This window comes from Streptococcus hongkongensis (assembly GCF_053206145.1).
The window spans coordinates 59,564-73,714 of the sequence record NZ_JBRUGD010000008.1; the positions used below are offsets into that span (position 1 = coordinate 59,564).

Genomic DNA, 14,151 nt, shown 5'->3' on the forward strand with positions numbered 1-14,151 from the left:
CTGTATCAGTCCTTTTTAGTTTGTGACAAGATTGCTTTCTTTAAAGTTTTTAATTCATACTCTAAAGATAGTGGGTCGGTGAAGTAGAAGGTATTTGCATTAACTTTGATGACATGTTTATTCTTGACAGCTGGAATGTCCTTCCATAACTGGCTTTCATATAAAGCAGCGCCAGTTTTATCATCCTCTGCAGCAACGACAACATAATCACCTATGTAATCAGGCAAGACCTCTTGGGATACGGATAGATAGCCTTTAGGAAAAACTTCTTTTTCAACTTTAGCTGGAGCTGGGTAGTTAAAGGCCTGATGGATAATTTCACCGCCTCTGCCCCAATCCTTTCCAAATAAGTAAATATCCTTTTGATAGAGTCCCATTATTGTAAAGGTTGCTTTATCTCCCGTTACGGCTTTGACTTCTTTAGCAAACTGGGCTGTATCTTTATGCCATTTCTTTAGCCAAGCTTTTGTTTTGTCTTCTTGATTGAATACTTTTCCAAAATCATCAAAAACCTGTAGGTAGTCATGCTTGCGATATTGGACGGTTAGCGTTGGCGCAATTTTTGACAGTTGATCTAAATTCTCTTCAGTAGATCCAGCAACAATTAAATCAGGTTTTAAGGCCGTGATTGTTTCTAAATCATTTGCTGAGACAATTTTCGCATCCTTCAAAGCATCTTTGAGAAGAGGATTCTTTTGGTCATAAGTTGTCGCACCGACAAGATGTAAATCTAATTTGGCTAAATAACCGGTATAGGTTGAAGTTAAACTGACAACTCGTTTTGGATTTTCTGGAATTGTGCCTTTATAAGTAAAGCCACTTATTTTAGGCATCTTAGATGGCTTAGTGGTTTCTTTTTTTGTAGGATTGCTAGCGCAGGCAACCAAAATAAAAAGAGTTAAGGTCAAAGTAACAAATGATAGTAATTTTTTCATGTATTCTATTCTCCTAGAATAAATTTATAGTAAATCATAGCTCAAAAGTGTTGGGCAACGATGTTTCGAGTCTTCAACGATATCAGCGTTAATGTTAAAAATATCTTTAAGTATGCTTGGTGTCATAACCTCTTTAACAGATCCCTGATAGTGAATATTGCTATGCTTCATGGCAACTAACTGATGGGAAAAACGTGACGATAAATTAAGGTCATGCAAAACCATAATGATTGTTTTTCCTTCATCTTGATTCAATTTTTTCAAGAGTTCCAATATTTCTAGTTGATGATTCATATCTAAATAAGTAGTTGGTTCATCTAAGAATATGGTATCCGTATCTTGTGCTAGGGCCATCGCAATCCAAACGCGTTGTCGTTGACCACCAGATAGGGAATCAACAGGAGTAGCTGCAAGTTCAGCAGTGTTTGTAGCAGAAAGAGCCCATTCAATCACTTCCTTATCTTTGGCTTTTAAACGACCAAGTCTGTCTTGATGAGGATAGCGTCCATAGGAAACGAGGTCATAGACGCTAATCCCTTGGCTAGCTTCTTGGACTTGTGGCAATAAAGCAATCTTTTTGGCAATCTCTTTTGTTGGTAGATGGGCAATCTGTTGGCCATCAATAATGATTTGACCTTTTGAGATAGGTAGAATCCGTGTTAATGCTTTCAACAAAGTTGATTTACCACAGCCATTTGCACCAATTATGGTAGTGATTTTTTTATCTAAAAGTTCCAGAGATAAGTTAGATAGTATGATTGATTGATCATAGGCGACTTGAATAGATTCAGCTGAAATAATCGACATATTCACCTCCTTTTTTCTCATTTTGTTCCTAAAATCTTCCTCATTATAGCATAGAAAAAAGACGGTATAAACCCCTTTATGTCGCATTTTTGTAAAAAAATGACTAGTTTGGAATGGTTAAAAAGAGTAGTAAGAATCGTTCTAAAAAGGGACTGAAAATTGCGAATTGTTGTGAAAAAACGGATCGCTAAAATGGTCCAAATAGACAGTACAAAGTTAGGCTTTCGAGAAACCAAAAGTATTTTTCTAAGGAAAATTTGACTTTTTTCTATTTTGAGAGCAAAAAAGTGGCGTCTAAACTATTAGACGTCACTTGGAATGGTTAGGATATGTCTTTAAAGTGCTAAGTAACTTTGAGCTACTGTTAAGTCACCAGGATAGTCAGTTTTTTGTCCATTGACAATTTGATAGGCATCCGCGCCCTTGCCAGCAATAATTAAAGCATCACCTGCTTTTTGGCAATCATTAATAGCTGTTTCAATTGCTTCTTGGCGATCGGTAATGATGATAAGTGGGCGTGTGACATAACTTGCAATTTCTTGGCAAATTTTCTCAGGATCTTCATAGTTGGGGTCATCGGCTGTCAGGTAGACTTTTAAGTTAGGGTGATTCGTGATAACCTGACCAAAATCTGCTCGTCGACTCTCTCCCTTGTTACCAGTTGCTCCAATAATCAGGCTGATATTTCCTTCTTGGTGCTCTTCAACAACTGAAACCAATTTTTCCAAACTATCTCCATTATGAGCGTAATCAACGAAAATTTTGGCACCATTTGGATGTGAAACAACTTCCATACGACCTGGAACACTGGTTCTAGCAATTCCTGACTTGATATCAGACAGACTAGCTCCTAAACGAAGACAAGCTAGTCCAGCAGCAATAGCATTTTCTTGATTAAATCGACCAATCAGTTGGATATCATAGTCTCCAGCCAATTTGCCATTTGCTGTGAAAGAAAAGGCTTGACTGTCTAAAATGTGATTGTCAGACTGGCTACCATAAAAGTCGTGCTCTTGATTGACAATTTGTTCAGCAAGGATACCAAAATGGTTCATATCACTATTGATGACAACTGCTCGGCTATTCTCCATTAATAGCCTTTTATGATAGAAGTAATCCTCAAAAGTTGGATGCTCAATTGGGCCAATGTGGTCAGGACTGATATTGAGAAATACGCCAACATCAAAGGTTAGGGCGTAAACACGTTCCACTAAATAAGCCTGACTTGAAACTTCCATTATCAAGTGTGTCATTCCATTTTCAACAACGGTAGCCATCATCTGGAAAAGGTCCAAAGACTCAGGAGTCGTTAGCTGAGATTTGAAGAATGTTTTACCGTCTAGGGTCGTATTCATGGTTGATAGCATGGCTGGCTTGTGAGATTCTTTTAAAATATTATAAGCAAAATAAGCAGCGGTTGTTTTTCCTTTAGTTCCAGTAAAAGCCAATAGTTGTAACTTTTCTTGAGGGTTGCCATAAAAATGACGGGCAATAACAGCCATTGCTTTTTTGATATCTGTCACAATAATTGCTGGAATGCCAACTTGGTAGTCAATTTCTGAAACGTAGGCGGTTAATCCGGAATGACTAGCAGCTTCTAAATAGTCAGCCTTAAAAGCTGCCCCTTTAGCAAAAAATAAGGTCTTATTATCTACTGTTCGGCTATCATATGAGAGGTTTGAGAAGGTTAGTCCAGAATAATTATAGTAATAATTTTCTTTGATTAACACTTCTCTAAAGTTATTATCTTCCTTAAGAAGTTCAATAGTTTTTTCAATTGTTATCATATTACATATTTTATCTCTAAAGTTCTAGATTTACAAGTATCATGCAAAAGTTTATAATATAGCTACTACGTCTTAGAAAGTATAGATATGGAAACCAATAACAACGAAATGACCCAAAAGGAACTCATGCTAAGAGGAACGGCATGGTCCACAGCTAGTAATTTTATTAGTCGATTCTTAGGAGCAGTTTATGTCATCCCATGGTTTATCTGGATGGGCAAGTACGCGACACAGGCAAATGCCTTATTTAACATGGGCTATAATGTATATGCCTATTTTTTATTGATTTCAACAACTGGACTCAATGTAGCAATTGCAAAGCAAATAGCCAAATATAATTCACTTGGTCAAACCGAACATAGTTATCAATTAATTCGCTCAACCATGAAATTAATGCTTGGTTTAGGTGTATTTTTCTCAATAATCATGTACGTAACCTCACCTATTTTTGCGTCCATGTCAGGTAGCGACCAAGCCTTGATTCCTGTTATGCATAGTTTGTCATTAGCTGTGCTTGTTTTCCCGATTATGAGTATTATCAGAGGGATTTTCCAGGGGCATAATAATATTAAACCTTATGCTCTTAGTCAAATAGCAGAGCAGATTGTCCGTGTTATCTGGATGTTGATAGCGACATTTACAGTGATGAAGTTGGGATCTGGTAATTATACCGAGGCTGTAACTCACTCGACATTTGCTGCTTTTGTCGGCATGATTGCAAGTATGTTTGTTTTAATTTTCTATCTAAATAAAGACGGGCTACTAAGCAAAATTTTTGCAAAACCTGAAGTCGATATTAAAATTGATGCTAAGGGTCTTTTATGGGAAACGTTGAAAGAATCCATTCCTTTTATTGTGACTGGAAGTGCCATTCAAGCCTTTCAATTGATTGACCAGTGGACTTTTATCAATAGCATGTTGCTATTTACCAAATTTCCCAAAACACAATTATTGGAGTTGTTTGGCTACTTTAATGCTAACCCTGCCAAAATTACCATGATATTAATTGCAGTAGCAGCCTCAATTGGTGGTGTAGGAATTGCCCTATTGACAGAAAATTATGTCAAAAAAGACATGCATGCCGCAGCTAGGTTAATCATCAATAATATTACCATGCTTTTCATGTTCTTGCTACCTGCATTAACAGGGGCCATCATTTTAGCAAAACCTTTATATGTTGTTTTTTATGGGGTAACAGTACCTACTGCTATCACATTATTTAGGATTGTTTTACTACAAGTTGTTTTATTAGCTCTTTATTCATTATTGGCACCAATGCTGCAAGCTTTGTTTGAAAATAGAAGAGCCATGCTCTATTTCGCTTATGGTGTCATTGTTAAGCTTGTCTTACAGATTCCATCTATTTATTTATTCCATGCTTATGGCCCTCTACTTGCAACCACCTTTGGATTGCTCTTGCCAATTGTTTTGATGATTCGTCGTTTGCATCAAGTAACTAGATTTAATCGGAATTTACTTTTCCGCCAAATTTTATTACTCACCATACTAACTGTCGTCATGGGAATTGTTGTTGCACTTGGCAACTGGCTATTAGGATTCTTCTTATCAACTGATGGCCGTATTGTCAGTCTCCTTTATTTATTGATTATTGGCGGCCTTGGATTTGTAGTCTATGGTTACTTAACATTACTTACCCATCAATTGGATAAATTGATTGGCAATAGCAGAGCAAATAACTTGCGACGCAAATTTAATATCACTTAAGTCTGAGAGTGGTACAAAAATCAGTAATTCCGTAGCAATTTGATTTTGTCGTCCTACCTCCGCAAAGTTGAGTAGGGCTGTAACAGTTGATTTTCAAGGTATTAGAGCCCACTCAATAACTGCGTAACATACATAAATCTTTATAAAAAGAGAGTTTGAGAACACTTGTTCCAGACTCTTTTTAGTGGCTTCGTACTCTAATTGAATTGATCGTAAAACATGTAAATTATAGGTGTATGGATTGAAAAATAACTGCAAAAATTGAAGAATTCTGCTATAATGTTACAAGTGAAAAAAATAAGAAGGAAGTAAACAACAATGGGAAAATTTCAAGTTATTTCGCATCCACTAATTCAGCACAAATTATCTATTTTGCGTCGTGAAACGACGTCAACAAAAGATTTTCGTGAGTTAGTCAATGAAATCGCAATGTTAATGGGATATGAAGTATCTAGAGATCTTCCACTTGAAGATGTAGAGATTACTACACCTGTCTCAAAAACAGTTCAAAAGCAATTAGCTGGGAAAAAATTAGCTATTGTTCCAATTTTAAGAGCAGGTATTGGAATGGTTGATGGCTTTCTAAGTCTTGTTCCAGCTGCTAAGGTTGGACATATTGGTATGTATCGTGATGAAGAGACCTTTGAACCTGTTGAATACTTAGTAAAATTACCAGAAGATATTGACCAACGTCAAATCTTTGTTGTTGACCCAATGTTAGCAACAGGTGGTTCTGCAATCTTAGCAGTAGATTCATTGAAAAAACGTGGTGCAGCTAATATCAAATTTGTCTGCTTAGTGGCAGCGCCAGAAGGTGTTAAAAAATTACAAGATGCCCATCCAGATATTGATATCTTTACAGCAGCCTTGGATGAAAAGCTAAATGAGCACGGCTACATTGTTCCAGGTCTTGGTGACGCTGGTGACCGCTTGTTTGGTACTAAGTAAAGATCCGGGGGATCTTTACTTAGATGAGCCCTGAAACAAAGGCGCGAGTCCTCAGACTCCAGTGGCTGTTTACTTAGATAAGATCAGAAATGGAGACAGAAGAACACTGGTGTACTTTTATTTATTAAGCATTAAAGTCAGGTGCCTTGAGTGTCTTTTCTGAAATGAAGCTTGATTCAGAGAACTTTCTAGTTTATTGGCTAGAAAGTTTTTTAAAAGTAAGTTTATTATTTGACCTATATTGACCAATAGACTATAATAAGGTCATCATTATAGATTACCTATTTTAGAGTATCATCTCAAAAATAGTAAATTAGATTGGAGAATTTTATGATTCCTGTTGTTATTGAACAAACAAGCCGTGGTGAACGTTCTTATGATATCTATTCACGTCTTTTAAAAGATCGTATTATTATGCTAACGGGTCCAGTTGAGGATAATATGGCAAATTCTATTATTGCTCAGCTATTATTCTTGGATGCACAAGATAATACCAAAGATATTTACCTTTATGTAAATACTCCAGGTGGCTCTGTTTCTGCAGGGTTAGCAATTGTAGATACAATGAATTTTATTAAATCTGATGTCCAAACGATTGTTATGGGGATGGCAGCTTCGATGGGAACAATTATTGCCTCATCAGGTACAAAAGGTAAACGATTTATGTTGCCAAATGCTGAATACCTTATCCACCAACCGATGGGGGGAGCTGGAAGTGGTACGCAACAATCAGATATGGCTATCGTTGCGGAGCAATTGTTAAAAACTCGTAAACGTCTAGAAAAAATCTTAGCAGATAATTCTGGTAAAACAATTAAGCAAATTCATAAAGATGCTGAAAGAGATTACTGGATGGATGCTAAGGAAACCTTAGCATATGGTTTCATTGATGAAATCATGGAAAATAATAGCCTTAAATAAAACATGCCCTTGAAAAAGGATGGTATCCCGAAAGTTAGACAAAAACTCTAACGATTGGGATGCTTTTTATTTTATAGGAGAATTTGGATAAAAATAATGAGCTTTATCAACTGTTTACAGGACATTATGTTATAATCAAGATATGTTAGTCATAAATGAAGATCTTATTATAATTGAAGATGCCATTGATTCTTTGGTTAATGAGTTGGTAAGTTCTCCTGAATTTATTAATTATAAAGAAAAACTAAAGATAGTTGATAATGATCACGAGCTGCAAGAGTCTATTTCAGAGCTAAAGCAATTAACAGATAACTATACTCAAGAAGAATTTATTAGGTTTCGGCCGGAATTGAGAGAAATGAGGAAATCAATTTTGGCTAAGAAAAAGGAACTTGATACCAGTCCCAATATCATTGCGTTAAGATATGCTGAGATAGCATGCCAAGAAATCTTAGCTAAAATAAGCCAACAACTTGCTAGTGCTGTATCACCTACGATATTTATCGACACAGGTTTGCCATTGGCATCTAGAAAAAAACACCCAAAGCATGGGCGGTACCAAAATATCAAAGAAAAGGATTGAACATGTATTCAAAACAAGATAGAATCGGAATTATTATTTATTTATATTATAATCGTGATGCTAGAAAAGTGACAAAGTATGGTGATTTATATTATCATTCCAAACGCTCTAGATATTTGGTCTTATATATTAATACAGAGGATGTTGATAGTAAAATCAAAGAAATTGGAAAGTTAAAATTTATAAAAGATGTGAAATTATCTGGATTTGACGACATTAATCATGACTTTGTTGGTAATTTACATCGTCAAGACGAGATGGCATCTGGAATTATCTGACAATTAAATAAGCTAAAAAAAGCCTAAAAATACTATTTTATGGCTTTTTTATTTTATTTTAAAAAATGTATTCTAAATTATTGACAATTTTCAGATAATTCTGTATTCTTATTATCATACTAAAAATACTTTTCAACTTAAGGGGATTTTATATGAATAAAAAAATGTTATTATCAGGACTTGCACTTGTTTCAACTGTGTCTCTAGCAGCATGTTCTGCAGCACCTTCGAGTACGAATTCCACTTCAAAAGGAAATGAAATCGGCAAAACAGTAAAAGTTGGACTTAACTTGGAATTAACAGGTGGAGTTGCAGCTTATGGAAGTGCTGAGGAAAAAGGTGCCAAATTAGCTGTTGAAGAGATTAATAAAAAGGGTGGGGTTTCAGGGAAAAAACTTGAACTTGTTTCAAAGGATAACAAGTCTGACAACTCTGAAGCAGCAACTGTAACAACTAGTTTAGCAACTCAAAGCAAGGTTAATGTCATTGTAGGACCAGCAACATCTGGTGCAACAGCAGCAGCGTCACCGAATGCTACTAAAGCTGCAGTACCGTTAATCACACCTTCTGGTACTCAGGATGATTTGACAATTGCAAGTGATGGTAAAACTAATCCATACATTTTCAGAACAACTTTCGTAGATAGCTATCAAGGGGATGTCCTTGCAAAATATGCGACGACGACACTTAAAGCAAAAAAAGTTGTATTATTCTATGATAATTCAAGTGACTATGCAAAAGGTATTGCAAAACGCTTCAAAAAAATCTACAAAGATACAATTGTAACGGAAGCTACATTCCAATCGGGAGATACAGACTTCCAATCAGCCCTTACAAAAATTAAAGGGGAATCATTTGACGCAATCATCATGCCTGGATACTACCAAGAAACTGGTACAGTCATCAAACAAGCCCGTGAAATGGGAATTGATGCGCCGATTGTAGGACCTGATGGCTTTGCGGATAACAAATTAGTTGAACTTGCTGGTAGTGCTAACACAAATAAAGTTTACTATATCTCAGGTTTCTCAGCTTCAAGCTCAGACAAAGCTAAGAAATTCGCGGAAGCATACAAAGCAAAATATAGTACAGAGCCATCAATGTTTGCCGCTTTAAGCTATGATTCTGTATACATGGCAGCTGATGCAGCTAAAGGGGCTAAAACGTCAGTTGATTTAGCTAAAAACTTAGAAAAACTTAAAGATTTTAATGGTGCAACTGGAAGTATGACAATTAATAAAAAACATAATCCTGTTAAATCAGTTTCTGTAGTCGGGCTAACTGATGGTAAAGAATCTTCTTCAACAACAGTCAAAGCAGACTAGTAATAAAAGGTGTGGGGATGCGATGCTTCCCCACACTATTATGTTAGAAAGTTTGGTATTTATATGCTCCAACAACTTGTAAATGGTCTTATTTTAGGAAGTGTTTATGCCTTGTTAGCTTTAGGTTATACAATGGTATATGGAATAATAAAATTGATCAACTTTGCCCATGGTGATATTTATATGATGGGTGCTTTTATCGGTTATTATTTAATTAATACACTCCATCTGAATTTCTTTATGACACTTGTATTAACAATGGTTATTACAGCGACTTTGGGAGTTCTAATTGAATTTTTAGCTTATCGTCCCTTGAGAAATTCAACGAGGATTGCTGCTTTAATCACTGCAATTGGGGTATCCTTCCTTCTAGAATATGGTATGGTTTATTTTGTAGGGGCTGAAGCAAGAGCTTTTCCTCAAGCTTTGACAATTGTTAAATATTCACTAGGTCCCATTACTGTCACAAATGTACAAATGATTATCCTTCTTATATCTATTACCTTAATGTTAGGATTACAATTTATTGTAAAACAAACTAAGATGGGTAAAGCAATGCGTGCCGTATCAGTTGATAGTGACGCCGCCCAATTAATGGGTATTAATGTTAACTCTACCATTAGTTTCACTTTTGCCTTAGGCTCTGCTTTAGCAGGAGCGGGAGGTGTGCTAATTGGACTTTATTATAATTCAATTAATCCGTTGATGGGGATGACGCCAGGGATAAAAGCCTTTGTAGCTGCGGTTCTTGGGGGAATTGGGATTATTCCGGGTGCAGCTCTTGGTGGATTTATGATTGGACTCTTGGAAACTTTTTCGACGTCAATCGGTTTATCCAGTTATCGCGATGCAGTTGTATATGCAGTACTTATTATTATCTTATTAATTAGACCTGCAGGATTATTAGGTAAGAATGTGAAAGAGAAGGTGTAAAAAATGAAACGAAATATCAAATCCATTTTAGCCTGGGGTATCCTAATTGTTCTTCTTTTTCTAGTTCTTAATTTTTTAACAATTAGTGGAATTCTTGGACCATATTACGTTCAAATTTTAATGGGGATTGGCATCTCAATTATTATGGCAATGGGAACAAACCTTGTTCTTGGATTTTCGGGTCAGTTTCCCCTTGGTCAAGCAGGATTTATGGCCATCGGAGCCTATACAACAGCTATTTTAACCAAACAAATGCCAACTTATTTTGGGTTTTATTTATCAATGCTTGTGGGAATGATTATTGCAGGCTTAATAGCTGTAATTGTCGGATTTCCGACTCTTCGTTTAAAAGGTGATTACTTAGCAATTGCTACTTTAGGTGTCGCTGAAATTATTCGTATTGCTATCGTTAATGGTGGTGAAATGACAAATGGCGCTGCTGGTTTATCAGGTGTCTTGCCTTATACTACATTACCAATTGTCTATGTATTTACAGTTCTAATAGCTGTTCTGATGATGAATTTCATTAGAAGTTCATTTGGACGCCAAGTTATTTCAGTCCGTGAGGATGAAATTGCAGCAGAATCAATGGGCGTTGATACCACAAAAATTAAAGTTGCGACCTTTGCATTTGCAGCAATGACTGCCAGTGTTGCAGGATCATTATATGTTAGCTATATTGGAACGGTTGTTCCTAAAGATTTCACCATCATGAGATCTATTGATTATCTTATTATTGCAGTTTTAGGTGGTTTAGGTTCAATGACTGGGACAATTGTAGCAGCAATAGTTTTAGGTGGCCTAAATATGTATCTACAAAGCTTCTCAGAAGTTCGTATGATTATTTACTCTTTAGCCCTCATTTTAGTTATGGTATTCAAGCCAAGTGGACTATTAGGAACAAAAGAGCTCAGCCTATCTAAATTTTTCACAAAAAAGACAGAGGAGGGCAAATAGATGGCACTTCTTGAAGTAAAAAATCTAACAAAAAATTTCGGTGGTTTAACAGCCGTTGGAGATATTTCTTTGGAACTAACTGAAGGAGAGCTGGTTGGACTTATTGGCCCAAATGGAGCTGGAAAAACAACCTTGTTTAATCTTTTAACGGGTGTTTATTCTCCAAGTGAAGGAACGATTGTACTCGATGGGATTGAATTGAATGGCAAAACTCCTTTTAAAATTGCCTCTCTAGGCTTGTCTAGAACCTTTCAAAATATTCGTCTATTTAAAGAAATGACAGTTCTTGAAAATGTACTAATCGGTTTAGCTAATCAAGAAAAATCGCATACCTTTGCAAGTTTATTACGTCTTCCTAAGTTCTATCAAAGCGAGGAAGCATTGAAGGCGAAAGCTTTAGAATTACTAGTAATTTTTGGTTTAGAAACTGAGTTCGACACATTGGCAAAAAATCTTCCTTATGGTAAGCAACGTCGTTTAGAAATTGTCAGAGCTTTAGCAACCAAACCTAAAATCTTATTTTTAGATGAGCCTGCTGCAGGGATGAATCCACAGGAAACAGCAGAGCTGACGGCATTAATTCGTCAGATTAAGAATGATTTTGGGATTACCATAATCCTTATAGAGCACGACATGAGTCTGGTTATGGAAGTTACTGAACGAATCTATGTGTTAGAGTATGGTCGCTTAATCGCCCATGGCAATCCCGAAGAAATAAAAAATAATAAGCGTGTTATCGAGGCTTATCTTGGAGGTGATTTGTAGTGTCAATGTTATCAGTTGAAAACTTATCCATTAATTATGGGGCTATTGAAGCTGTCAAGGATGTTTCTTTTCACGTTGAAGAAGGCGAAGTTGTTACACTAATTGGAGCCAATGGTGCTGGAAAAACATCCATTTTAAGGACTATCTCCGGTCTAAATCGTCCCAAAAGTGGAAAAATTAGTTTCTTAGGTAAAGAAATCCAAAAGATGCCGGCCCGTAAAATTGTTGCGAGTGGTCTATCACAAGTACCAGAAGGACGACATGTTTTTTCTGGTTTAACGGTTATGGAAAATCTAGAGATGGGTGCCTTTTTGAGTAAAGATCGAGAAGAGAATCAAAAAAATCTGAAAATGATTTTTGATCGTTTTCCACGACTTGAAGAACGTAAAGCTCAAGATGCTGCAACGCTTTCAGGTGGCGAACAGCAAATGCTAGCAATGGGAAGAGCCCTCATGAGTAAACCTAAATTGCTTCTGTTGGATGAACCATCGATGGGATTAGCACCAATTTTTATCCAAGAAATTTTTGATATCATTCAGGATATTCAAAAGCAAGGTACTACAGTCTTGTTAATTGAACAAAATGCCAATAAGGCCTTATCAATTGCTAACAGAGCTTATGTTTTAGAAACAGGCAGGGTGGTTTTATCTGGTACTGGTAAGAAGTTATTGGAATCAGACCAAGTCAAAAAAGCTTATCTGGGTGGTTAATACTTTCTAATTTAACTCCGAACACTGTCTCAAGTGTTCAAGCATGCTATAATAAATTATGTAGATAAAATGAGGATAAGATATGTCAGTTAAAGATTATATGACTAAAGAAGTTGTTACCATTACTCCAGAAACTCGAGTAGCGAAGGCAGCTGACTTATTGAGAGAAGAAGATTTACGTCGACTTCCAGTTGTTGAGAATGGTTATTTAGTGGGCTTGGTCACTGCAGGAACAATGGCAGAAGCGATGCCCTCAAAAGCAACTAGTTTATCAATTTATGAAATGAATTATTTGTTAAATAAAACAAAAATAAAAGATATTATGATTAAAAAGGTAATCACTGTTGAACCTGATGCCAGTTTGGAAGATGCAATCTACCTCATGCTAACCCATAAAATTGGTGTTTTACCTGTTTTAGAGGGAGATCTGTTAGTAGGAATTATCACAGATCGAGATGTTTATAGAGCTTTTCTACACATTTCAGGCTATGGTTTAGAAGGCATTCGAGTTGTGATTCATACTGATAATGCAGTAGGAGTTTTGGCTCGCCTTACTTCAACAATTTCAGAAGCGAATTTAAATATTAGACGAACAGTTGTAGATACCCGCTCAAGTGGTAAGACGGTTGTTGAAATTCAAATTGATGGCGATATTCTTCCAGAAATCTTACAGGAAAAATTGGAAAATACAGGTGTAGAAGTTGTATCTGTTTCAAAAACTCACCCAAAGCAAGAAGTATTTTAAAGATTAATGCACTGCTAGTAATTGGCAGTGTTTTTTCTCTTAAATTTTGGTAAAATAGAGGTATGAATAAAAAAGAAAACGACAAATCCAAGGGAATCATTATTACATTTGAAGGTCCAGATGGTGCAGGAAAAACGAGTGTCTTAGAGGCTCTCTTGCCCCTATTAAAATCAGAGTGGCAAGATGAGATTTTGATAACTAGAGAACCTGGGGGCGTAGCAATTGCTGAAGAAATTAGAGAAATTATCCTAGATGTTAAGAATACAGCTATGGATCATAAGACGGAGTTACTTCTATACATTGCTGCTAGACGTCAGCACTTGGTTGAGAAAGTAATTCCTGCTAAAGAAGCTGGGAAGATGATCCTCATGGATCGTTTTATTGATAGTTCTGTGGCTTATCAAGGTAGTGGTAGGGGGTTAAAAAAGGCTGATATTCAGTGGCTAAATGATTTTGCAACCGATGGTATTGATCCTGATTTAACTCTCTATTTCGATGTTCCTTCTGAAGTGGGCCTAAGTCGTATCGCTAAAAATAGTCAACGCGAAATCAATCGATTAGACCTTGAAAAATTAGAAATGCATCAAGCTGTTCGTCAGGGGTATTTAGAATTAGCGATTGAAAATCCTCATCGAATCGTAACAATTGATGCCTCAAAAGCTTTAGAAGAGGTTGTATCGGATGCTTTCGAAACTATTAAAGCAAAATTAAATGCCTGAGAGGGAAAGAGGG

Annotated in this window: 15 protein-coding genes; 12 read left to right on the top strand and 3 right to left on the bottom strand. The window is 36.2% G+C overall.

Annotated elements, in window-relative coordinates; all coding sequences use genetic code 11:
- Positions 1 to 5: 5 nt before the first annotated feature.
- The 3 genes from ACVRZD_RS06340 to ACVRZD_RS06350 all read right to left on the bottom strand — a co-directional run bounded on the left by ACVRZD_RS06340 (position 6) and on the right by ACVRZD_RS06350 (position 3,529).
- Complete coding sequence (locus ACVRZD_RS06340) at positions 6 to 935, bottom strand: iron-hydroxamate ABC transporter substrate-binding protein (RefSeq protein WP_037625432.1); 930 nt, start codon at positions 933 to 935, stop codon at positions 6 to 8.
- Positions 936 to 959: 24 nt separating this feature from the next.
- A complete protein-coding gene (locus ACVRZD_RS06345; RefSeq protein ID WP_037625430.1) occupies positions 960 to 1,742 on the bottom strand; it encodes an ABC transporter ATP-binding protein in 783 nt (260 codons plus the stop codon).
- 335 nt (positions 1,743 to 2,077) lie between these two features.
- A complete protein-coding gene (locus ACVRZD_RS06350) occupies positions 2,078 to 3,529 on the bottom strand; it encodes a UDP-N-acetylmuramoyl-L-alanyl-D-glutamate--L-lysine ligase (protein ID WP_037625428.1) in 1,452 nt (483 codons plus the stop codon).
- A gap of 87 nt (positions 3,530 to 3,616) precedes the next feature.
- On the opposite strand from ACVRZD_RS06350, the gene ACVRZD_RS06355 reads away from it, so the two are divergent.
- The 12 genes from ACVRZD_RS06355 (at position 3,617) to tmk (ending at position 14,138) form a co-directional block, all read left to right on the top strand.
- Positions 3,617 to 5,254, top strand: coding sequence for a putative polysaccharide biosynthesis protein (locus ACVRZD_RS06355; RefSeq protein ID WP_037625426.1), 1,638 nt, complete (start codon positions 3,617 to 3,619; stop codon positions 5,252 to 5,254).
- Between the two features lie 318 nt (positions 5,255 to 5,572).
- The gene (gene upp, locus ACVRZD_RS06360) at positions 5,573 to 6,202 is read left to right on the top strand and encodes a uracil phosphoribosyltransferase (protein WP_037625425.1); all 630 of its coding nucleotides are present in this window, start codon (positions 5,573 to 5,575) and stop codon (positions 6,200 to 6,202) included.
- A 330-nt stretch (positions 6,203 to 6,532) separates the two neighbouring features.
- A complete protein-coding gene (gene clpP, locus ACVRZD_RS06365) occupies positions 6,533 to 7,123 on the top strand; it encodes an ATP-dependent Clp protease proteolytic subunit ClpP (protein WP_037625423.1) in 591 nt (196 codons plus the stop codon).
- 142 nt (positions 7,124 to 7,265) lie between these two features.
- Complete coding sequence (locus ACVRZD_RS06370; protein WP_037625421.1) at positions 7,266 to 7,706, top strand: YlbF/YmcA family competence regulator; 441 nt, start codon at positions 7,266 to 7,268, stop codon at positions 7,704 to 7,706.
- 2 nt (positions 7,707 to 7,708) lie between these two features.
- Positions 7,709 to 7,984 carry a YlbG family protein gene (locus ACVRZD_RS06375; protein ID WP_037625418.1) on the top strand — a complete coding sequence of 92 codons (276 nt, stop codon included), beginning with the start codon at positions 7,709 to 7,711 and terminating at the stop codon, positions 7,982 to 7,984.
- 152 nt (positions 7,985 to 8,136) lie between these two features.
- On the top strand, positions 8,137 to 9,309 hold the full coding sequence (locus tag ACVRZD_RS06380) for an ABC transporter substrate-binding protein (protein WP_037625416.1): 1,173 nt from the start codon (positions 8,137 to 8,139) through the stop codon (positions 9,307 to 9,309).
- A gap of 63 nt (positions 9,310 to 9,372) precedes the next feature.
- Positions 9,373 to 10,242 carry a branched-chain amino acid ABC transporter permease gene (locus tag ACVRZD_RS06385; RefSeq protein ID WP_037625413.1) on the top strand — a complete coding sequence of 290 codons (870 nt, stop codon included), beginning with the start codon at positions 9,373 to 9,375 and terminating at the stop codon, positions 10,240 to 10,242.
- 3 nt (positions 10,243 to 10,245) lie between these two features.
- Positions 10,246 to 11,199 carry a branched-chain amino acid ABC transporter permease gene (locus ACVRZD_RS06390; protein ID WP_037625411.1) on the top strand — a complete coding sequence of 318 codons (954 nt, stop codon included), beginning with the start codon at positions 10,246 to 10,248 and terminating at the stop codon, positions 11,197 to 11,199.
- Complete coding sequence (locus tag ACVRZD_RS06395) at positions 11,200 to 11,964, top strand: ABC transporter ATP-binding protein (protein ID WP_037625409.1); 765 nt, start codon at positions 11,200 to 11,202, stop codon at positions 11,962 to 11,964.
- A 5-nt stretch (positions 11,965 to 11,969) separates the two neighbouring features.
- On the top strand, positions 11,970 to 12,674 hold the full coding sequence (locus ACVRZD_RS06400; RefSeq protein WP_198777467.1) for an ABC transporter ATP-binding protein: 705 nt from the start codon (positions 11,970 to 11,972) through the stop codon (positions 12,672 to 12,674).
- 82 nt (positions 12,675 to 12,756) lie between these two features.
- Positions 12,757 to 13,419 (top strand): CBS domain-containing protein, encoded by a 663-nt coding sequence (locus ACVRZD_RS06405; protein ID WP_037625405.1) that lies wholly within the window; start codon positions 12,757 to 12,759, stop codon positions 13,417 to 13,419.
- Positions 13,420 to 13,481: 62 nt separating this feature from the next.
- On the top strand, positions 13,482 to 14,138 hold the full coding sequence (tmk, locus tag ACVRZD_RS06410; protein ID WP_037625402.1) for a dTMP kinase: 657 nt from the start codon (positions 13,482 to 13,484) through the stop codon (positions 14,136 to 14,138).
- Positions 14,139 to 14,151: the final 13 nt, after the last annotated feature.